General features: G+C 69.6%; 18 protein-coding genes, 1 tRNA gene and 1 pseudogene. 12 read left to right on the top strand and 8 right to left on the bottom strand.

Annotated elements, in window-relative coordinates; all coding sequences use genetic code 11:
* Positions 1 to 26: 26 nt before the first annotated feature.
* The 5 genes from APM_RS03225 to hrcA form a co-directional block, all read right to left on the bottom strand.
* Complete coding sequence (locus APM_RS03225; protein WP_007421922.1) at positions 27 to 1046, bottom strand: zinc-binding dehydrogenase; 1020 nt, start codon at positions 1044 to 1046, stop codon at positions 27 to 29.
* Positions 1047 to 1058: 12 nt separating this feature from the next.
* A complete protein-coding gene (locus tag APM_RS03220; RefSeq protein WP_007421921.1) occupies positions 1059 to 2549 on the bottom strand; it encodes an FGGY-family carbohydrate kinase in 1491 nt (496 codons plus the stop codon).
* Between the two features lie 40 nt (positions 2550 to 2589).
* Positions 2590 to 3627: a sugar-binding transcriptional regulator gene (locus tag APM_RS03215; protein ID WP_007421920.1), complete on the bottom strand. Its 1038-nt coding sequence runs from the start codon at positions 3625 to 3627 to the stop codon at positions 2590 to 2592.
* A gap of 146 nt (positions 3628 to 3773) precedes the next feature.
* On the bottom strand, positions 3774 to 4214 hold the full coding sequence (locus tag APM_RS03210; RefSeq protein ID WP_007421919.1) for a MaoC family dehydratase: 441 nt from the start codon (positions 4212 to 4214) through the stop codon (positions 3774 to 3776).
* Positions 4211 to 5314 carry a heat-inducible transcriptional repressor HrcA gene (hrcA, locus tag APM_RS03205; protein WP_007421917.1) on the bottom strand — a complete coding sequence of 368 codons (1104 nt, stop codon included), beginning with the start codon at positions 5312 to 5314 and terminating at the stop codon, positions 4211 to 4213. The genes APM_RS03210 and hrcA overlap by 4 nt, the downstream gene beginning before the upstream one ends.
* Before the next feature lie 66 nt (positions 5315 to 5380).
* Here hrcA and rph point away from each other — a divergent pair, with 66 nt between their 5' ends.
* Both rph and APM_RS03195 read left to right on the top strand, forming a co-directional pair.
* Positions 5381 to 6112, top strand: a complete 732-nt coding sequence (gene rph, locus APM_RS03200; RefSeq protein WP_007421918.1) for a ribonuclease PH — start codon at positions 5381 to 5383, stop codon at positions 6110 to 6112.
* A gap of 7 nt (positions 6113 to 6119) precedes the next feature.
* Positions 6120 to 6707 carry a non-canonical purine NTP pyrophosphatase gene (locus APM_RS03195; protein ID WP_007421916.1) on the top strand — a complete coding sequence of 196 codons (588 nt, stop codon included), beginning with the start codon at positions 6120 to 6122 and terminating at the stop codon, positions 6705 to 6707.
* A 15-nt stretch (positions 6708 to 6722) separates the two neighbouring features.
* Here the strand turns inward: APM_RS03195 and gltB are convergent, their stop codons facing one another.
* From gltB to APM_RS03180, 3 genes are all read right to left on the bottom strand, one after another.
* Positions 6723 to 11261: a glutamate synthase large subunit gene (gltB, locus tag APM_RS03190; protein WP_007421915.1), complete on the bottom strand. Its 4539-nt coding sequence runs from the start codon at positions 11259 to 11261 to the stop codon at positions 6723 to 6725.
* Between the two features lie 5 nt (positions 11262 to 11266).
* Complete coding sequence (locus tag APM_RS03185; RefSeq protein ID WP_011942408.1) at positions 11267 to 12718, bottom strand: NAD(P)-dependent oxidoreductase; 1452 nt, start codon at positions 12716 to 12718, stop codon at positions 11267 to 11269.
* Between the two features lie 177 nt (positions 12719 to 12895).
* The gene (locus APM_RS03180; protein WP_007421913.1) at positions 12896 to 13846 is read right to left on the bottom strand and encodes a complex I NDUFA9 subunit family protein; all 951 of its coding nucleotides are present in this window, start codon (positions 13844 to 13846) and stop codon (positions 12896 to 12898) included.
* 150 nt (positions 13847 to 13996) lie between these two features.
* Here APM_RS03180 and APM_RS03175 point away from each other — a divergent pair.
* The 10 genes and pseudogenes from APM_RS03175 to APM_RS03130 form a co-directional block, all read left to right on the top strand.
* Positions 13997 to 14082 (top strand) — tRNA-Leu (locus APM_RS03175).
* 37 nt (positions 14083 to 14119) lie between these two features.
* Positions 14120 to 14776 (top strand): ribonuclease D, encoded by a 657-nt coding sequence (locus APM_RS03170; protein ID WP_007421912.1) that lies wholly within the window; start codon positions 14120 to 14122, stop codon positions 14774 to 14776.
* A gap of 81 nt (positions 14777 to 14857) precedes the next feature.
* Positions 14858 to 15862, top strand: a complete 1005-nt coding sequence (locus tag APM_RS03165) for an SIS domain-containing protein (protein ID WP_007421911.1) — start codon at positions 14858 to 14860, stop codon at positions 15860 to 15862.
* Positions 15859 to 16599 carry an LPS export ABC transporter periplasmic protein LptC gene (gene lptC / locus APM_RS03160; RefSeq protein WP_007421910.1) on the top strand — a complete coding sequence of 247 codons (741 nt, stop codon included), beginning with the start codon at positions 15859 to 15861 and terminating at the stop codon, positions 16597 to 16599. The genes APM_RS03165 and lptC overlap by 4 nt, the downstream gene beginning before the upstream one ends.
* The gene (locus APM_RS03155; RefSeq protein WP_007421909.1) at positions 16596 to 17567 is read left to right on the top strand and encodes an LptA/OstA family protein; all 972 of its coding nucleotides are present in this window, start codon (positions 16596 to 16598) and stop codon (positions 17565 to 17567) included. Before lptC ends, APM_RS03155 begins: the two co-directional genes overlap by 4 nt.
* Complete coding sequence (gene lptB / locus APM_RS03150) at positions 17564 to 18358, top strand: LPS export ABC transporter ATP-binding protein (protein ID WP_011942411.1); 795 nt, start codon at positions 17564 to 17566, stop codon at positions 18356 to 18358. Before APM_RS03155 ends, lptB begins: the two co-directional genes overlap by 4 nt.
* Before the next feature lie 129 nt (positions 18359 to 18487).
* On the top strand, positions 18488 to 19141 hold the full coding sequence (locus APM_RS03145; protein WP_007421907.1) for a 50S ribosomal protein L25/general stress protein Ctc: 654 nt from the start codon (positions 18488 to 18490) through the stop codon (positions 19139 to 19141).
* An 18-nt stretch (positions 19142 to 19159) separates the two neighbouring features.
* Entirely contained in the window at positions 19160 to 19738 is a 579-nt protein-coding gene (gene pth, locus APM_RS03140; protein WP_007421906.1) for an aminoacyl-tRNA hydrolase, read from the top strand.
* A 1-nt stretch (position 19739) separates the two neighbouring features.
* Positions 19740 to 20834, top strand: a complete 1095-nt coding sequence (gene ychF / locus APM_RS03135; protein WP_007421905.1) for a redox-regulated ATPase YchF — start codon at positions 19740 to 19742, stop codon at positions 20832 to 20834.
* Positions 20835 to 20849: 15 nt separating this feature from the next.
* A pseudogene (locus APM_RS03130) lies at positions 20850 to 21144 on the top strand (primosomal protein N'); the annotation flags it as partial.

The raw sequence follows: 21144 nt of genomic DNA, 5'->3' as shown, positions 1-21144 counted from the left end.
GCCTGCAACCGGAATTATCCGGCCGTTCAGGCGTTCGGCAGGATGAGGCTCTTGAGCGCCCCATCGGCGCAGGCGGCCTGAATCTCGAAGGCGCGGGCGCCCTCAGCCAGCGGAAACCGGTGCGTGACGATGCGCGCGACATCGACCCGCCGTTCGGCGACGAGGCGGATGGCGCGCGGATAGACATGGCCCATGCGGCGCGAGAACTTGACGGAAAGCCCCTTGCGCCGCGCCGCCCCGGCGGCAAGCGTGTAGGAATCCCCTTCGGGAATGCCGACGAGGACGATCCGCCCGCCGATCCGCGCGACATCGGCCGCGTGCTGGAATCCCTCCGGCGCGTTGGTCGCCTCGAGCACGAGATCGACGCCGCGGCCATCGGTCCAGGCGGCGATGTCGTGCCGGTCGGCGCTGACGCGGTCGGCACCCAGCGCGCCAGCATGCGCGCGGCGATAGTCTACCGGATCGATCGCCAGGATCTGCCCGACGCCGGCGAGGCGGGCGAGCGCGATCATCAGCAGGCCGATCGGCCCGCAACCGATCACCGCAACCGATTCCAGCAGGCGCGGCCTCGCGAGATCGATGGCGTGGATCGCGACGCCGAGCGGCTCCAGCATCATCGTCTCCTCGATCGTGAAATGCTGCGGCACCTTCACGACCTGGCGCGGCTCGATCGCCATGCGCTCGGCCATCGCCCCAGGATAGGGCGGCGCGCCGTTGAACACGGTGTCGGGGCAGAGGTTGATCTCGCCGCGATGGCACCATTCGCAATGGCCGCAGGGCATGGCGGGGTCGACCGCGATGAGTTCGCCCTTGGCAAGGCCGAGTTCCGGACGCGCCTCGATCACGCGGGCGGCGAATTCATGGCCCGGCACGAAAGGCTCGACGATGACCTGGCTGCCGATCGATCCTTCGAGGTAATAATGCAGGTCGCTGCCGCAGACACCAACGCCGGCGACCTCGACGGCAATGCGGTCGTTTCCCGGCACGGGCTCGGGCGCATCGCCGATCGTGATGTCCCGCACGCCGCGGATGTAGAGAGCCTTCATCGTGGTATCCTTTCAGGTCAACGGGGCGGCGCCGAACGGCCGCAGCGCCGGATAGAGCCCGGCATGGGCGCGGCGCAGGCGGGCATAGAGGGCGGCGCGGCCTGCATCCGGGGTGAAGCGCGCGGTCACCGCGCCAGCCATCGCCGATGCGGCCTCGGCAAATCCGGAATACCAGCCCGCGCCCACGGCGGCGGCCATCGCCGCGCCAAGGCTGGTGGCCTCGACCGTCGCCGATCTCAGCACCGGCACGCCATGCGCGTCGGCCAGGATCGCGCACCAGAGGTCGCTTTGCGCGCCGCCGCCGATGGCGACGATCTCGCGCGCGGCGAGCCCGGCCTCGGCCTCGATGCGCGCCATCACCCCGGCCTGCTCCAGGGCGATGCCTTCGTACAGCGCCCGCAGGAGATGCGCCCTGCCGTGATGCGGCGCGAGCCCGACGATCGCGCCGCGCGCGGCGCCGTCCCAGTGCGGCGTCATCACCCCGAGGAAATAGGGCAGGATCATCACCCCGTCCGATCCCGCCGGCAGCGCCGCCGCCGCGGGTTCGAGTTCGGTGAGCAGTGCCGAGTCGCCGCCGAGGATGTCGCGCGTCAGCCAGTCGCACAGCAACGTGCCCGAACGGAGCGAGGTTTCGAGGATATAGCCCTCGCCATCCGCGGCGATCATGGTGCGGAAGCCGCGCCCCACCCGGTAGCTCGCGCTCCGCATTCCGGCGACCACGGCGGTGCCGAGGTTGAGATAGGCCCGGCCCGGCTCCATCACATTCACGCCAAGACCGGCCGCCTGGCCGTCGCCGGCGCCGGCAATCACCTTCAGCCCTTCTTGCAGGCCGGTCGCGCGCGCGGCCTCGGCGGTCAGGCCGCCCAGCTTCGTGCCGGGCGGCAGCGCCGGCGCGAACCGCGCGGCGGACAGCCCGATCGCGTCGAGCAGGTCGTCCGCGTAGCGCTTCGCCGCGAGATCATAGACGCCGAGCGGATCGGCCGATGCGGTGCTGGTCGCGAACCGGCCCGTCAGCCGCTGGACCAGATAGCCATGCACCTCGGCGAACCAGGCGCTGGCGCCGAGCCGCTCCGGCTCGCAGCGGCGCATCCAGGCCAGCTTGTAAAGCGCCGGATTGGGGTCGGGGATCTTGCCGGTGACCCGGTGCAGATGGTCGGCGCCGAGGGCCTCCGCCATCGCCGCGGCATCGCCCGCCGCCCGCCCGTCGAGCCACAGGATCGCCGGCCGAACCGGCCGGAAACCGGCATCGAGCGGCGCGATCGTCTCGCGCTGGTTGGCGATCGCCAGCCCGGCGATCTCGATCCCGTCGAGCCCCGCGGCCAGTTCGGCGAGCGCCGCGCGGCAGGCCCGCCACCAGTCTTCCGGGTCCTGCTCGAACCGGCCTTCGGCATCGGGCGCGAAGGGGAGCCGGGAACGGCCGGTGGCCAGCACGCTTCCCTGCCGGTCGAAGGCCAGCGCCTTGACCGCGCTGGTGCTGCAGTCAAGCCCGATCACGGCCTCCACGGCGGTTCTCCCTGTCTCGCGCGCGCGAAACGCCGGCGCGTCACGCCTTCGCCACCCTGCGGGACGCGCCACGCGCCGCGCCGTCGTCGTTGTCCGCCACCAGGGACGAAGCGGTCCGCTCGTCGGTGATCAGCCCGGTGATCAGCCGGCCGCGCAGCATCGCGGCGATCGCGGCCTGCTTCTCCATCCCGCCCGCCACGGCGACGACCTCGCGATCGCCGCTTTCGGCGAGATCGATGCCGATCAGCCGGTCATGCAGTTCGGTGCGGATGCGCCGCCCCCCGGCGTCGAAGAACGAGCCCAGCGCCTCGGCCACCGCGCCGTCGCGCCGCGCCTGTTCCAGTTCCTCGGGCAGCAGCATGCCGGTCTGGCAGAGCGACGCCGTCCGCCCGATCTCGCCGATGCCCATGACATAGAGACTGGCCTCCGCCGCCACGGCGAACGCCTCGGCCACGCCGCGCTGGCGCAGCAGCACCCGGCGATCGGCGCGCGACTGGGCATAGAACGGCACCGGCGGCAGATAGGCCGCCGCCCCGGTCTTTTCCGCCAGCGCGTGGATCACGTCGAACGGGTTGGCGTCGATCCGCTGCGCGAGCGCGCCGATGATGGAGACGACCTTCAGCCCCTCCCGCGGCTCGCGCGGCAGGTGTTCGACCGTCGCGGCCATGGTGCGGCCATGCCCGAACCCGACGACACGATGCTGGCCGCGGGCGAAGGTTTCATGAAGAAACGCCGCCGCCGCGCGGCCGAGCGAGGAAATGACGCGGGACGATGCGGCGCCGCCCGCCGCGGCCGAAGCGTCGGGCAGCGCGGGAACGACCCGGCAATAGGTCAGGCCATGGCGCTCGATCAGCGTCCGCTCCAGGCCGAGGCAGCCGGCGAGATCACCCTCGATGAGGATCCGCACGAGGCCGCTGCGCGCGGCGCCGGCGATCAGCCGCTGCACGCGCGCCGGCGGAATGCGAAGCTGCGCGCTGATCTCCGCCTGGGTCAGGGATGCCTCGTAGTAGAGCCACGCCACCCGGGTGACGAGTTCGGTATCGTCGCCGGATGGCCGGTCGCCTCGATCTGTGACCACGTTCCCGCCTGAGGTTGATTATTTCTGCTATCGATAAAAAAATAATCATACTTGCGACGGCAGCGTCAAGACCGGGCGCGCCGCGCCGGCGGCCTCATCGCCGGACCGGCGTCGCCCTGGCATGGTGCTCGGTCGCGGATGGATCGCTACGGCGTGCGCCGCGGCACCACCAGCCGGGCGAGCAGGATTTGCACCACCTCGCCGTTCTGGTTCAGCGTTTCCGACCGCATCACCACCCGCCCGCGATCGGGGCGCGAGGCGGAGGGGGTCATCTCCACGACGTCGGTAACCACGCGCAGCACATCGCCCGGCCGCGTCGGCCGGGGCCAGGAGATATCGTTCCCGGCGCCGATCAGCCCGCCGGCGATCGGCACGCTCTCCACCAGCAGTCGCATCGTCACCGCCGCCGTGTGCCAGCCCGAGGCGGCGAGCCCGCCGAACAGCGTCGTCCGCGCCGCCGCATCGTCGAGATGGAAAGGCTGCGGGTCGTATTGCGCGGCGAACTCCCGGATCGCCGCCGCATCGAGCGTCGTCGTGCCGCTTTCGAAGCGGGTGCCCACCGCCAGATCGTCGAAGAACAGGCTCATCCGAGCAGCCGCCCGATCACCCGCGCGGTGTAATCCACCACGGGAATGATGCGCCCGTAATTGATCCGCGTCGGCCCGATCACGCCGATCGCGCCCACGATCCGGTCATCGCGCGAGCGCGCCGGGGCAACCACCATCGACATGCCGGAGGCGCCGAACAGCCCGCTTTCGGCGCCGATGAAGATGCGCACGCCTTCCGAGCGCTCGGCCAGTTCGAGCAGCTTCAGCATCGTCTCCTGCGCCTCCAGCCGCTCGAAGAGCTGCTGCACCGAGGCGAGTTTTTCCAGTTGGTCGACATCGGCGAGCAGCCGCGCCTGGCCGCGCACGATCAGCGAACCGCCCCTGCCCTCGTCCGACCAGGTCGCGAGACCGGCCTCGACGATGCCGGCGGCGAGATCGTCCAGCGCCGAGCGGTCCGCCCTCATGTCGTCGGCCACGCGAACGCGCAGCTCGCCGAGCGACAGGCCGGAGAGCTGGGCATTGAGGTAGTTGCTCGCCTCCTGCAGCGCCGATGGCGGCACGCCGGGCGGCGTCTCGATCACCCGGTTCTCGACCTGGCCATCCGCCGAGACCAGCACGACGAGGGCGCGGCCGGAACTCAGCGGCACGAATTCGATATGCTTGACCGCCCCTTCCGATTTCGGCGCCAGCACGATCCCGGCCGCCTGCGACAGGCCCGAGAGCAGGGCGGAGGCCTCGGTGAGCGTGTCCTGGATCGACCGGCCGGACTGGGCGAGCGCCGCCTCGATCCGCTCGCGCTCCTCGTCCGACAATTCGCCGAAATGCAGCAAACCGTCGACGAAGAGGCGCAAGCCCCGCTCGGTCGGCAGCCGTCCGGCCGAGATATGCGGCGAGAACAGCAGCCCGGCATCGGTCAGGTCCGCCATGACGTTGCGGATCGTCGCCGGCGACAGGCCCATCGGCAGCAGGCGCGAGAGCGTGCGGCTGCCCACCGGCTCGCCGGTCTCGACATATTGCTCGACGATTTCACGCAGCACCGCGGCGGAGCGTTCATCAAGCCCCGGCGGCAGCCGCACCGGCCCGACCGCCGGCTTTGGCCGACCGGCGCGGGCGGAGGAACGCTTGGATGTCTGGTCCATGGCGCCAGAGTCGGGTATCGCGGGGCGAAAATCAAGCGACACGTTTCAGCCGACAGGAGAGGCTTCATGCCCGAAATCAAGAGACCGAGCGGCCGCATGGCCGATGCGCTGCGCCAGGTGGAGATCGTCACCGGCTTCTCCCGCCATGCCGAGGGCTCGGCGCTGATCCGCATGGGCGGCACCGAGGTGCTGTGCGCGGCGAGCGTGGAGGGCCGGGTGCCGGGCTTCCTGCGCGGCGCCGGCCAGGGCTGGGTGACGGCGGAATACGGCATGCTGCCGCGCGCGACCCACACCCGCGGCGACCGCGAGGCGGCGCGCGGCAAGCAGTCCGGCCGCACACAGGAAATCCAGCGGCTGATCGGCCGCTCGCTGCGCGCGGTGGTGGACCGCACGGCGCTGGGCGAAATGACCATCACCCTCGATTGCGACGTGCTGAACGCCGATGGCGGCACGCGCTGTGCCGCGATCACCGGCGCCTGGGTCGCGCTCGCGCTCGCGATTCGCACGCTGCGCAAGGCGAACGTGATCGCGACCGACCCGCTGATTGGCCAGGTTGCGGCCGTCTCCTGCGGCGTGTTCGGGGGCGTCCCGGTGCTCGACCTCGATTACGCCGAGGATTCCAACGCCGAGGCGGACGCCAATTTCGTCCTCACCGGCACGGGCGGCATCGTCGAGATCCAGGCGACCGCCGAACGGGCGACCTTCGAGGAGGCGACCTTCGGCACCCTGCTCGGCCTCGCCCGCAAGGGCACCGCCGAGTTGTTCGCGGCACAGCGCGCGGCCCTCGATGCGGCCTGAGGCGGCGATGCGGCTCGAACGCGGCCAGCGTGTGGTGATCGCCACCCACAATGCCGGCAAGCTCGCCGAATTCGCCCTGCTGCTGGCCCCGCACGGGCTCGATTGTGCATCCTCCGGCGCGCTCGGCCTGCCTGAGCCGGCGGAGGACGCGCCGGATTTCGCTGGCAATGCGCGGATCAAGGCGCTCGCGGCGGCGACAACGAGCGGTCTCGCGGCGATCGCCGACGATTCGGGGCTGGAGGTCGCCGCCCTCGGCGGCGCGCCCGGCGTGCGCTCGGCGCGCTTCGCGCAGGAGGCGGGCGGTTATGCCGCGGCGATGGCGAACATCATCGCCGCCAGCCGGGCGGACGACCGCGCCGCCTTCGCCGCCGCGATCTGCCTCGCGACACCGGAAGGGCGGACCTTCACCTATCTCGGCTGGTGCCGCGGGCGCATCGCCCCGGCACCGCGCGGCGCCGGCGGGTTCGGCTATGATCCGGTCTTCGTGCCGCTCGGCGAGACGCGCAGCTTCGCCGAACTCGACAAGGCCGAGAAATCGGCGATCAGCCACCGCTACCGGGCGCTGCGGCAGTTTGCCGCAGCACATCTCGGCTGAAGGTCTTCCGGCCGATTACTCGGCCGGAATCTTCGCCGCCGCCGGCGCCGTCATCGGAACCGGCAGGAAGCGCGCATAGTCGCGCGGCACCACCATCCAGAACCGCGCCAGCGTGCGCTCCCACTCGTTGAGCAGGCGCTCGGCATAGAGGCTCTGCGTCTCGCGCGCGTGCTCGGTCACGAGGTCGCGCAGATGCTGCGCCCAGTAGGCCTCCGTCACCCGGTTCCAGAGCAGCGTGTCGGGGTTGACCCGCAGCTCGAAATCGGCGGCCGGATCGTAGACGAAGGCGATGCCGCCGGTGAAGCCGGCACCGAAATTGTCGCCCACCGGCCCGAGAATCACGACCGTTCCGCCGGTCATGTATTCGCAGGCATTCGACCCTGCCCCCTCGACCACCGCCACAGCGCCGGAATTGCGCACCGCGAAGCGCTCGCCCGCCTGGCCGGCGGCGAACAGCCGGCCCGAGGTTGCGCCGTAGAGGCAGGTATTGCCGATGATCGTGTTATCCTGGCTGACAAGCGTCGAGGACGGCGCCGGCCGCACCACGATGGACGCCCCCGACAGGCCCTTGCCGACATAGTCGTTGGCATCGCCGAAGACCTCGAGCTTGAGCCCGCGCACCGCGAAGGCGCCGAGCGACTGGCCCGCCGCCCCGCGCAGCCGCACGGTGACGTGGTCGGCCTGCAGGTCGGCGCCGCGCTTGCGCCGCACGATCTGTCCCGAGAACTTGGTGCCGATCGCGCGATGCGTGTTGCGGATGCCGTATTGCAGCTGCATCTTCTCGCCGCGCTCGAAGAACGGTGTCGCATCCTCGATCATTTGCGCATCCAGCGTCTCCGGCACCTCGTTGCGGCCCTGCAGCGTGCAGAAGCGCGCATAGGGGCCGGGGTCGGCCTGGGCGAGCAGCGCGTTGAGATCGAGATCGTCGAGCAGCTCGGAGCCGCGCGAGATCTGGTGCAGGTAATCGGTGCGGCCGATCACGTCCTCGAGCCGGCGCACGCCGAGCGAGGCGAGGATGTGTCGCACATCCTCGGCGATGAAGGAGAACAGGTTGATCACCTTCTCCGGCGTGCCCTCGAACTTCGCGCGCAGCGCCTCGTCCTGCGTGCACACGCCGACCGGGCAGGTGTTGGAATGGCACTGGCGCACCATGATGCAGCCCATCGCCACCAGCGAGGCGGTGCCGATGCCGAATTCCTCGGCGCCGAGCATGGCCGCGATCACCACGTCACGCCCGGTCTTGATGCCGCCATCGGTGCGCAGCTTCACCATGTGGCGCAGCCGGTTGAGCATCAGCACCTGATGTGTCTCCGACAGGCCCATCTCCCAGGGCAGGCCGGCATATTTGATCGAGGTCTGCGGCGAGGCACCGGTGCCGCCAGAATGGCCGGAGATCAGGATCGCATCCGCCTTCGCCTTCGCCACGCCGGCCGCGATGGTGCCGATGCCCGAGCGCGAGACGAGTTTCACGCACACCGTCGCCTGCGGGTTGATCTGCTTGAGATCGTAGATCAGCTGGGCAAGATCCTCGATCGAGTAGATGTCGTGATGCGGCGGCGGGCTGATCAGCATCACCCCCGGCGTCGAATGCCGGAGCTTGGCGATCAGCTCGGTAACCTTGAAGCCGGGCAGCTGGCCGCCCTCGCCGGGCTTCGCCCCCTGGGCGACCTTGATCTCGATCTCGCGGCAGTTGTTGAGATATTCCGCCGTCACGCCGAAACGGCCCGAGGCGATCTGCTTGATCGCCGACGACGCGTTATCGCCGTTCGGCCGCGGCGTCGCCCGTGCCGCGTCCTCGCCGCCCTCGCCCGAATCCGAGCGCGCGCCGATCCGGTTCATCGCGATCGACAGCGTCTCGTGCGCCTCGGGGCTGAGCGCTCCGAGCGAAATGCCCGGTGCGACAAGCCGCTTGCGGATTTCGGTGATGCTCTCGACCTCGTCCACCGGAATCGGCGTCATCCCCTCACTGCGGAAATCGAGCAGGTCGCGCAGCGCCACCGGCGGCTGGGCGTTCACCGCATCGGCGTATTTGCGATACAGCGTGAAACTGTCGGTCGCGACCGCGGTCTGCAGCATGTGGACCATCTGCCCGTCGAACGCATGCGTCTCGCCCTTGCGGCGCAGGCGATAGGCGCCGCCGACCGGCAGGGTGACGGCATCCGAATCCCAGGCGGTGCGGTGCAGTTCCAGCATCTTGTGGGCGATGCCGGGCAGGCCGATGCCGGAAATCCGCGAGGGCATGCCGGGGAAGAATTCCGCCACCAGCGCGCGCGAGAGTCCGATCGCCTCGAAATTGTAGCCGCCGCGATAGGACGAGATCACCGAGATGCCGAGCTTCGACATCACCTTGAGCAATCCCTTGTTCACCGCCTTCTTGTAGCGGCCGATGCACTCCTTCAGGCTGATCGATCCGAACAGGCCGCGGCGATGCCGGTCGGCGATGCTTTCCTGCGCGAGATAGGCGTTGATCGTGGTCGCCCCCACGCCGATCAGCACGGCGAAGTAATGCACGTCCATGCATTCGGCGGCGCGCACGTTGAGGCTGGTGAAGGTCCGCAGCGACTGGCGGACGAGATGCGTGTGCACGGCGCCGGTGGCGAGGATCATCGGGATCGGCGCATGCGCCTCGTCAAACGTCTCGTCAGTGAGGATGACATGCGTGCAGCCCGCGCGCACGCCTTCCTCGGCCTCGCGGCGGATCCGCTCGATCGCGGCGCGCAGCCCGCCCTCGCCATCGGCGACCGGGAAGGTGCAGTTCACCACGCAGGCATTGTCGCCCATCGTCCGGCGCATCGCGTCGAACTCGGCGGTCGAGAGAACCGGGCTTTCCAGCTGCAACAGATCGCACTGGCTGGAATCCTCGTCGAGCACGTTGCCGAGATTGCCGAGCCGCGTCTTCAGCGACATCACGCGGCTTTCGCGCAGACTGTCGATCGCGGGGTTGGTGACCTGGCTGAAGCTCTGGCGGAAATAGTGATGCAACCCGCGATAACGCTCCGACAGCACGGCGATCGGCGTGTCGTCGCCCATCGAGCCGGTCGCCTCGTTGGCGTCCTCGACCATCGGATGCAGGATGAGTTCGAGCTCCTCCAGCGTGTAGCCGACGCCGAGCTGGCGGCGGCGCAGCGCCTCGCCCTCGAAGAGAACCGGCTCCGGCGCATCGGTTTTCACGATATGGTCGATCACCTTGATGCCGGCGGTCCAGGCGCCGAAATCCTGCCGGGCGGCGAGATCGTCCATCAGCTCGGCATGATGGTAGAAGCGGCCATCGGCGAGATCGACGGCGATGGTCTCGCCCGGCCCGACGCGGCCGCGCTCGACGATCTCCGCCTCCTCGCGCTTGACCATGCCGGTTTCCGAGCCGACGATCAGCAGCCCGTCGCTGGTGCGGGTGAAGCGCAGCGGCCGCAGCCCGTTGCGGTCGAGCCCGGCGATGACGTAGCGGCCATCCGTCGCGGTGATCGCGGCCGGCCCGTCCCACGGCTCCATCACCGCGTTGCAATAGCTGATCAGGTTGCGATGCGCGGCCTTCATCGTCGCATCGGCGCCGATCGAGGGCGGGATCATCAGCGTCTTCGCCATCATCGCGTCGCGGCCGCCATGCACCAGCAGTTCGAAGACGGCATCGAGCGTCGCGGTGTCGGAACTGCCGGCCTGGATCACCGGCTTGATGTCGCCGAGATAATCATCGAGCGCGCCGGCGGCGAGGCGCGTCTCGTGGCTCTTCATCCAGTTCACGTTGCCGGCCAGCGTGTTGATCTCGCCGTTATGCGCAAGGCAGCGGAACGGCTGGGCGAGCCGCCAGGTGGGGAAGGTGTTGGTCGAATAGCGCTGGTGGTAGATCGCGAAGCGCGAGACGAACCGCTCGTCAAGCAGGTCGGGGTAGAACTCCGTCAGGCTCTCGGCGAGGAACATGCCCTTGTAGATGATCGAGCGGCAGGAGAGCGAGCAGATGTAAAGCTCGGGAATCTGCGCCGCGATCGCTTCCTTCTCGATCCGCCGGCGGATCACGTAGAGGTCGCGCTCGTACTCCTCCTCGGACTTGCCGAGCGCGTTCCACACCATGATCTGCTCGATCTCGGGGCGGGTCGCGTTCGCCTTCTCGCCGATGCAGGAGACGTCGATCGGCACCTGGCGCCAGCCATAGATGCGGTAGCCGAAATTCAGGATCTCGGTCTCGACGATCTGCCGGCAGCGCTCCTGCGCGCCGAGATCGGTCTTGGGCAGGAACACCATGCCCACCGCGATCGGCCCGCGGCGCATGCGGTCGCCGCCGCGCTCCACCGCATCGGCGAAGAAGTCCTGCGGAATCTCGACATGGATGCCGGCGCCATCGCCGGTCTTGCCATCGGCATCGACCGCGCCGCGATGCCAGACGGCTTTCAGGGCGTCGATTCCGGCGACGACGACGTCGCGCCGCTTGCGGCCATCGAGCGCCGCGATCAGGCCGACGCCGCAGGCATCGTGTTCCTGCGCCGGATCGTAGCTGCCGGCGAGGGCCGTGGTGTTGCGCTGCCAGGCGGCGAGAAATTCGGAGGCGGTTTCATGGGTCATGGTCATCACTCCGCGGCGGTGGCGAGCGCGCCGTCGGGGCGCGCGGCGGCGGTTTCGAGATAGGCGTGCATGGCGTCGGCGGCATCGCGGCCGTCCTTGATCGCCCAGACGACGAGGCTGGCGCCGCGCACGATGTCGCCGGCGGCGAACACGCCGGGCAGCGCGGTCATGAAACTCTTCGAATCGACCTTCAGCGTGCCCCAGCGGGTCAGCGTGAGGCCCGGCTCGTTGAAGGCGCCGGGCAGATCCTCGGGGTCGAAGCCGAGCGCCTTTATGACGAGATCGGCCTCGATGGTGAATTCCGAACCCGCGATGGGCTCGACCGTCTGGCGGCCCGAGGCATCGGCGAGGCCGAGATGCATCCGCACCGCCTTCACCGCACTGACCCGCCCGGCGCCGACGAAGGCCTCCGGCGCGGAGAGCCAGGTGAACTCGACACCCTCGTCGATCGCGTTCGCGACCTCGCGCGCCGAGCCGGGCATGTTGGCGCGGTCGCGCCGATAGAGGCAGGTGACGGCGGCGGCGTCCTGGCGGATCGCGGTGCGGACACAGTCCATCGCCGTGTCGCCGCCGCCGATGACGACGACGCGCTTGCCGGCGGCGTTCAGGGCACCCGAATCATAGTCCGGCACCGCATCGCCCAGCCCCTTGCGGTTCGAGGCGATGAGATAGTCGAGCGCCGGCACCACGCCGTCGAGCCGGCTGCCCGGCACGTCGATCTCGCGCGCCTTGTAGACGCCGGTGGCGACCAGCACCGCGTCGTAGCGCGCGCGCAGCTCGGCAAAGCTCAGGGCGCCGCCGATATCCTCGTTCAGATGGAAGTGGATGCCGCCGTCCTCGAGCCAGGCGCGCCGCCGGGCGACGATCTCCTTCTCCAGCTTGAAGCCGGGAATGCCGTAGATCAGCAGCCCGCCCACCCGGTCGTGCCGGTCATGGACATGCACCTGATACCCCTTGCGCCGCAGCGCCTCGGCGGCGGCGAGGCCGGCCGGCCCGGCGCCGATGATGCCGACACTCTGCGCGCGCTCGCGCCGCGGGCGGATCGGCCGGACCCAGCCATTCTCGAAGGCGGTGTCGGTGATGTAGCGCTCGACGGCGCCGATGGTCACGCTCTCGAACCCCTTCTCGATGACGCAATTGCCCTCGCAGAGCCGGTCCTGCGGGCAGATGCGGCCGCAGATTTCGGGGAACGTGTTGGTGGCGGCGGAAATCTCGTAGGCTTCCTCGAGCCGCCCCTCGGCCGAGAGCTTCAGCCAGTCGGGGATGTTGTTGCCGAGCGGGCAATGCACCTGACAGAACGGAATCCCGCACTGGCTGCACCGGCTGGCCTGGGCCGCCGCGTCCTTCGGGTCGAAATCGCGATAGATCTCGCCGAAATCCTCGCGGCGTTCGACGGCGGCGCGCTTTTCCGGCGGCTGCTGCGCAAGACGCACGAATTGCTGCATGTGCTCGGTCATCGGCACAACTCCGTTCCGTGGATGGCTGTTTCCGGCAGTATCTAGCTCACGGGAACGGAGATTGCCAGCAATAATTCGATGTTAAGTCATATCAACTGCCATATATGCTCGATTACCAGCTCTGCGCCCTCGTCACCGCGGTTTTGTGACAGAAAATTATGTCCCGTTTGAGACCTATCACGCTTCGCCGCCAGTCGGACGCCCGCCGCCATGCCGGTAGCGCCGCATGTAGGAGGGGACGACAAGGTCGATCGGCGTCGCGACGATGCCGAGATCGGCCAGCGTCCGCGCGTTCCGCGCGACCACGTTGTCGCGCCGGAGCAGCAGGAGCTGATCGGTCGTCAGCAACCGTCCGGGCAGGCGCTGGAGCACCGAAGCCTGCAACCAGGCGGCCCAGCGCGGCACGCCGATCAGGGCGCGGTGATGGCCGGTTTCCGCGTTGATATAGGCCAGCAGGTCGCGGAAGCTCCGCACTTCGGGGCCGCCGAGCTCGTAGGTTGCGCCGGCGAGTTCGGGCCGGTCGATCGCCGCCATCACCGCATCGGCGACGTCGCCGACATACACCGGCTGGAATTTCGTCTCGCCCTCGATCACCGGCAGGAACGGCAGTTGCGCCGCCATCGCGCCGAAGCGGTTGAAGAACCCGTCCTCCGGCCCGAACACGATCGAGGGGCGCAGGATCGTCGCCGCAGGAAAGGCCGCCCGCACCGCCGCCTCGCCCAGCCCCTTGCTCCGAGCATACTGGCTCGCCGCCTTCGGATCGGCGCCGATCGCCGAGACGTGCACGAGCGCGCGCACCCCCGCCTCCGCCGCGAGCGTCGCGATTCTCGCCGCCCCCTGGTGCTGCACCCGGTCGAAATCGCCGCGCCGCCGTTCGGCCAGGATTCCCACGAGATTGATGACGCAGGTCGCCCCCTCGATCGCGCGGCGCAACGCCGCCTCGTTGTCGAGCGGAGCATAGAGCGGCACGATCTGGCCGACATCGCCAAGCGGGCGGAGAAAGGCGCCGGCCTCGGTATCGCGCATCGCCGCGCGCACCACCCAGCCCGCGGCGGCCAGGCGTTTCACGACATGGCGGCCAATGAAGCCGGATGCGCCGAAAACCGTTGCAACCTTGCGCGATGCCATGAGGGTCTCCTTTTGATGGGTGCCTTCTGTTCGCATGACTGGCCCGCGCAAGACAACCGCCTCCCGCACGAAGGCGGATTGACGGCAGGGCGCCGCTTCGCTACAGCCCCGTTCACCGAAGCGCGCCGGTGCGGCGCGGTTAGCCTCCTTGCCCAGGTGGCGGAATGGTAGACGCGCAGGTTTCAGGTACCTGTGGCCGCAAGGCTGTGGAAGTTCGAGTCTTCTCCTGGGCACCAACTCTCAATGTCCCGCGTGCGGGATCGTGATGGGCCGATGAGCCAGACCCAGTTTGCCGCCGGCGCCACCATCCACATCCATCGCCACGACCTTCCGGACGGGCTCGATCTCGGCCCCGTGGTCGCCGTCGACACCGAAACGATGGGCCTCGATCCGCGGCGCGACCGGCTCTGCCTCGTGCAGCTCTCCGCCGGCGACAACAGCGCGCATCTCGTGCAGATCGTCCCGCCCGCCCTGGGCGGGCGCGGCGCCGACTGCCCGAACCTGAAGCGACTGCTCGAGCATCCCGGCGTGACCAAGCTGTTCCACTTCGCCCGGTTCGACCTCGCGATGCTGCATCACGCGCTCGGCGTGACGACCGCGCCGGTGATCTGCACCAAGATCGCCTCGAAGCTGGTCCGCACCTATACCGACCGGCACGGGCTGAAGGATCTCTGCCGCGACCTCGTCGGCATCGAGATCTCCAAGCAGCAGCAGACCAGCGACTGGGGTTCGGCCGAGCTCTCGCCCGAGCAATGCGCCTATGCGGCGTCGGACGTGCTGCACCTGCATGCGATCTGGGCGCGGCTCGAAGCCCTCCTGGTCCGCGAGGGGCGGCGCGAACTGGCCGATGCGTGCTACCGGTTCCTGCCGGCGCGCGCGAAGCTCGATCTGCTCGGTTTCGAGGACCCCGACATTTTCAGCCATCGCTGACGGCGGCCCCGCCCCGCGCGTCATTCTGTTGACCCGGCGCGGCGCATCGTCACATACAAGGCCATGACGAGCGGACAGACCATGCCTGTTGCCCCTCCACGCCGCGATCAGTCCCCGACGGCCGCCACCGACGATCTCGCCATCGCGCGCGACGTGCTCGCGACCGAGGCGGCCGCGCTCAACGCCCTGGCCGCAACGCTGGGCGAGGGCTTCACCGCGGCGGTGACGACGCTGGCGGACATCGCCGGCCGCGTCGTCGTCACCGGCATGGGCAAGTCCGGCCATGTGGCGCGCAAGATCGCCGCCACCCTCGCCTCCACCGGCACGCCGGCGCTGTTCGTCCACCCGGCCGAGGCGAGCCACGGCGATCTCGGCATGATCGTGCCGGGCGACGCGGTGATCGCCCTGTCGAACTCCGGCGAGGCCGCCGAACTCGCCGCCATCGTCTCCCATGTCCGCCGCTTCGCCCTGCCGCTGGTCGCGATCACCAGCCGCGCCGAGAGCACCCTGGCCCGCGCCGCCGACCTCGTGCTGCTGCTCCCCGCCGCCCCCGAGGCCGGGCCGATCGGCATGGCGCCGACCACCAGCACGACGATGCAGATGGCGCTCGGCGACGCCATCGCCGTTGCCCTGCTCGCCCGGCGCGGCTTCACCGCCGCCGATTTCGGCCTGTTCCACCCCGGCGGCAAGCTCGGCGCCCGGCTCCGGCGCGTTCGCGACCTGATGCATGAAGGCGAGGCCGTGCCGCTCGCCGGGCCGGACACGCGCATGGATCAGGCGATCCTGCTGATCACCGCAAAGCATTTCGGCTGCCTCGGCATCATCGACGGCGAACGCCGCCTGCTCGGCGTGGTGACCGACGGCGACCTCCGCCGGGCCATGGCGCCGGATCTGCTGACGCGGGAGGTCGGCCGCATCATGACCACCAGCCCGCGCGTGATCGGGCCCGAACGCCTGGCCGAGGAGGCGCTGCACGACATGACGGCGCTGACCCCGCGGGTGATGTCGCTGTTCGTGGTGGACGAGTCGCGGCGGGTGCTCGGCATCGTCCACATGCACGACCTGCTGCGGGCGGGTGTCGCATGAACACCGCGCGCACCCCCGACCAGCCCGGCAAGCCACAGCGGCACAGCACGCTGTTCTCGCAGGCCGACGGGCTGTTCGCCGCCCTGGCCCACGCGCGTGACCGCCAGCGCGCCGCCCTCGGCCGGCAGCGGCGCATCGTCGGCATCGCCAAGATCGTTCTCCCGGCGATCGCGGCCGTGCTGCTCTTCGCCATCGTGATCTTCCCCGACCTGCGCAGCGGCGCGAGCTTCGGCCGGGTCACCTATCGCGAATTGCCGCAAGCCTCGGGCGCCGCCCTCTCGCGGATGAGCACGGCGGAATATCGCGGCGTGGACGCGCGCGGCGAGAAATTCACCATCACCGCGCGCCACGCCGTGCAGACCGGCGGCGACCGGCTGAGCCTGACCGGGCCGAAAGGCGACATCACGACGAAAGGCGGCGCCTGGTTCATGCTCGATGCCCGCAACGGCGTCTATCACCAGAAGACCCAGCGTCTCGACCTGGCCGGCAAGGTGACGCTCTACCGCGCCGACGGCACCACCATGCGCACCCGCCAGGCAACGATCGACATCCAGGCCGGCACCGCCGACGGGCACGACCCGGTCAGCGCCTTCGGCCCGTTCGGAACGCTGACCTCGGCGCAGGGCTTCACCGCGCGCAATCGCGGCCAGATCATCACTTTCACCGGGCCTTCGCATCTCGTGCTCGACCAGGCGAATCCGTCATCGACCGCCACGGGTGCCGGAGGCGGTTCATGAGGCCGCTGGCGGCGCCGCTCACGGCGCTCCTGCTCGTGGCCGCCCTTCCCGCCGGCGCCAGCGCGCAGTCGCTCGGTTTCGGCACCGCCGGCGGCCAGCCGGCGCCGATCGACATCACGGCGCAGAACGGCATTTCCTGGAACCAGAAGACCCGGATCGTGACCGCGAAGGGCAATGCCAGGGCGGTGCGCGGCAAGGTCACGGTGACGGCGGACGAACTCGTCGCCCATTACAGCCCGAAGCCGGCCAGCGGCGCGGCAAAGCCGACGCCGGCGGCGAAACCTGATGCTTCGGCCGGAGGCCTCGGCGGCCTCGATTCCGGCGCGTCGCAGATCACCCAGCTCGACGCGGTGGGCCATGTCCACATCTTCACCGCGACCGAGCAGGCCTTCGGCGATCTCGCGGTCTATCACATGGCCCGCCACGAACTCGTGCTGACCGGCGGCAACCTGCGGCTGATCACCCCGACCGAGACGGTCACCGCCACCAGGGCGCTGCAATACTGGTCCGAGGCCCGCAAGGCGGTCGCGATCGGCCATGCGAAAGTGGTCGGCAAGGACGGCCGGTCCGTCACCGCCGACCGGCTGACCGGCTATTTCACCGCCGCCCCCGCCGCGCCGAAAGCCGGCGGCACGCCACCGGCGGGCTCCACGGCGGAAGCGAGCCAGCTGCGCAAGGTGGTGGCGGAGGGGCATGTCGTCGTGACGACGCAGACCGATGTCGCGACCGGCGATCACGGCGTCTATCATCCGGCCACCGGAATCGCGGTGCTCACCGGCAATGTCCACATCACCCACGGCCCGAACGAGCTTGCCGGCCACATCGCCCAGGTCAACATGAAGACCGGGGTGGCGACGCTGGTCTCCGCTCCCGGCCATCGGGTGGAGGGCCTCATCCTGCCGGACTCGGCGCCGGCCGCAAAACCCGGTGCCGCGAAATCGCCGCAATCGGGCGCCAGAGCGAAATGATGAAGGAGCAGCTTCGCGTCATCGAGGGCGGCGTTCGCGAACGCTTCCCCGTTCCCGGCACTCTGGCCGAGCAGGGGCTGGTCGCGCGTGGCCTCGGCAAGAGTTTCCGCAAGCGTCCCGTGGTGCGCAACGTCTCGGTCACGCTGCGGCGCGGCGAGGCCGTCGGGCTGCTCGGCCCGAACGGCGCCGGCAAGACCACGACCTTCTACATGATCGTCGGGCTGATCCAGCCGGATTCCGGATCGATCATGCTCGACGGCGCCGATATCTCGACCCTGCCGATGTATCGCCGCGCGCGGCTCGGCATCGGCTACCTGCCGCAGGAAGCCAGCGTGTTCCGCGGCCTGACGGTCGAACAGAACATCACCGCCGCCCTCGAGGTGGTGGAGAACGATCCCGACCGGCGCGAGGCCATGCTGGATGCCCTGCTCGCCGAATTCGGCATCTCGCACCTGCGCCGCACGCCGGCACTTGCTCTCTCTGGCGGCGAGCGCCGGCGGGTCGAGATCGCCCGCGCGCTGGCCACCGGGCCGAGCTACATCCTGCTCGACGAGCCGCTCGCCGGCATCGACCCGATCGCGGTCGGCGAGATCCGCGACATGGTGGCCCAGCTCAAGCAGCGCGGCCTCGGCGTGGTCATCACCGACCACAATGTCCGCGAGACGCTGGAAGTGATCGACCGCGCCTATATCCTGCACGAGGGCCATGTCCTCATGGAAGGCGCGCCGGACGAGGTGGTGGCGCATCCCGAGGTCCGCCGCGTCTATCTCGGCGACCGCTTCATGCTCTGACCCGCCCCGCCGCCACGCGGATGGCGCGCATGCGGCGACAAAACTTGTCACGCCCGCCCCGATGGGCTAGGCGAACCCTGCCGGCACCCCTGGAGGCCGGTTTTTTTCATTGAGTTCATGGAGCGAAGAATGGCCAAGTTCGAGACCATTGCGGCCGAGGATCGCGCGCGGGCCGGCAAGGGGGTGGCGCGGGCGACACGGCGGGCCGGCAAGGTGCCGGCGGTGATTTACGGGGCGAAGCAGGAACCCACCCTGATCGCGCTCGACCCGCGCATCGTGCTGCGCGAGATGAAGCGCGGCGGCTGGCGCTCGCGCCTCTACGAGATCGAGACCGCTTCGGGCAAGGCCCGCGCGCTGATGCGCGACATCCAGCTGCATCCGGTCACCGACCAGCCCGAGCATGTGGACTTCCAGCGCCTCGCCGCCGGCGAGCCGGTTCGGGTGGCTGTGAACGTCAACTTCCTCAACGAGCTGATCTCGGTCGGCATGAAGCGCGGCGGCGTGCTGAACGTCGTGCGCCACGCCGTCGAGGTGCTGTGCGACCCGGATCACATCCCCGATCATTTCGAGGCGGATCTCGGCCCGCTCGACATCAACGACAATATCCGCTGGTCCGACCTCAAGGGCACCGGCGAGGCGAAGCCGACCATCACCGACCGTGACTTCGTGATCGCGACCATCGCGCCGCCGACCGTGGTGGCCGAGGCGGCCCCGGCCGAGGGCGCCGCCGCCGCGCCGGCCAAGGGTGCCGCCAAGGGCGCTGCCAAGGGCGGCAAGAAGTAATATCGCGGAACCCTCGCCATGAAGCTGTGGGTCGGCCTCGGCAATCCCGAACCCGGGATGGCGCGGAACCGTCACAATATCGGCTTCATGGCGATCGACGTGATCGCCGACCGCCACGGCTTCGCGCCGTGGCGGAAGCGCTTTTCCGGCCTGGTGAGCGAGGGCAGCATCGGCGGCGAGAAGATCGTCGCCCTCAAGCCGCTGACCTACATGAACGAGTCGGGCCGCGCGGTGCAGCCGGCCAGCGCCTTCTTCAAGCTGCCGCCAGACGCCGTCACCGTCTTTCATGACGAGCTCGACCTGATCCCCGGCAAGGTGCGGGTGAAGCGCGGCGGCGGCGCGGCCGGCCATAACGGCCTGCGCAGCATCGACCGCACGCTCGGCACCCAGGATTACTGGCGTGTCCGCCTCGGCATCGGTCATCCGGGCGACAAGGCGCGGGTGCACGGCCATGTGCTCGGCAATTTCGCGAAGACGGACGAGGACTGGCTGGTCGACACGCTCGAAGCCGTCTCCGACGCCGCCCCCCTGCTCGCCGCCGGCAAGCCGGAAGATTTCATGACGAAAGTCGCCCTCCTGACCAAGGACACCGCCTGAGATGGGTTTCAACTGCGGCATCGTCGGCCTGCCCAATGTCGGCAAGTCGACCCTGTTCAACGCGCTGACCGCGACCGTCGCGGCGCAGGCGGCGAATTATCCGTTCTGCACGATCGAGCCGAATGTCGGCCGCGTCGCCGTGCCCGACCCCAGGCTCGACGTGCTGGCGAAGATCGGCAAGTCGGTGAAGACCGTTCCCACCAGCCTCGAATTCGTCGACATCGCCGGCCTCGTGCGCGGGGCGGCGAAGGGCGAGGGTCTCGGCAACCAGTTCCTCGCCAATATCCGCGAGGTCGATGCCATCATCCACGTGCTGCGTTGCTTCGAGGATGACGACATCACCCATGTCGAGGGGCATATCGACCCGCTGCGCGATGCCGACACGGTCGAGACCGAGCTGATGCTGGCCGATCTCGAAAGCCTGCAGAAGCGCGTGCCCAACCTGCAGAAGAAGGCGCGGGGCAACGACCGCGCCGCCGCCGCCGAGCTCGCCCTGATCGAGCCGCTTCTGAAAGTCCTCGAAGACGGAAGGCCCGCCCGCACCGCGATTCCCGCTGGCGAGGAGGAGGCGGTGCGCCGGCTGCAGCTGCTCACCGCCAAGCCGGTTCTTTATGTCTGCAATGTCGAGGAAGCCTCGGCCGCGACCGGCAACGCGCAGTCGGCCCGCGTCGCCGAGATGGCGGCGGCGCACGGGGCGGCGCATGTCATCGTCTCCGCCGCGATCGAGGCCGAGGTGGCGCAGCTTCCGGCCGGCGAGCGCGAGGAATTCCTCGAAGGCCTCGGCCTCGCCGATTCCGGGCTCGACCGGGTGATCCGCGCCGGCTACGACCTGCTCGGCCTGATCACCTATTTCACCTGCGGCCCGAAGGAGACCCGCGCCTGGACGATCACGCGCGGCACCGCCGCCCCCGCCGCGGCGGGCGTGATCCATGGCGATTTCGAGCGCGGTTTCATCGCCTGCGAAACCATCGCCTATGACGACTACGTCGCCTGCAACGGCGAGGCCGGCGCGCGCGAGGCCGGCAAGCTGCGAATCGAGGGGCGCAACTATATTGTCCAGGATGGCGACGTCCTGCTGTTCCGCTTCAACGTCTGACCCGGCCCGCGCCTGATGGCGCTGGTCTCCGTCCTGCTGCCCTACGCGTTCGATGCCGCCTTCACCTATGAGGCGCGCGAGGCGCCGCCGCCGGGCGCCGTCGTCACCGTGCCGCTCGGCCGGCGCATCGTGCATGGCGTGGTGTGGGACGACGTGCCGGAGCCGGGCATCGCGCCGGCCCGGCTGAAGACGCTGCACGCCGTTATCGCCACCCCTGCCCTGCCCGGTCCGCTCCGCCGCTTCATCGACTGGGTCGCGCAGTACACCATGGCGCCGCGCGGCGAGGTGCTCGCCCTCGCCCTCAAGACCG

The organism is Acidiphilium sp. PM (genome assembly GCF_000219295.1).
Taxonomy (GTDB): Bacteria; Pseudomonadota; Alphaproteobacteria; order Acetobacterales; family Acetobacteraceae; genus Acidiphilium; species Acidiphilium multivorum.
The sequence above is the reverse complement of the archived record's forward strand: the minus strand, read 5'-3'. Positions and strand labels throughout refer to the sequence as shown.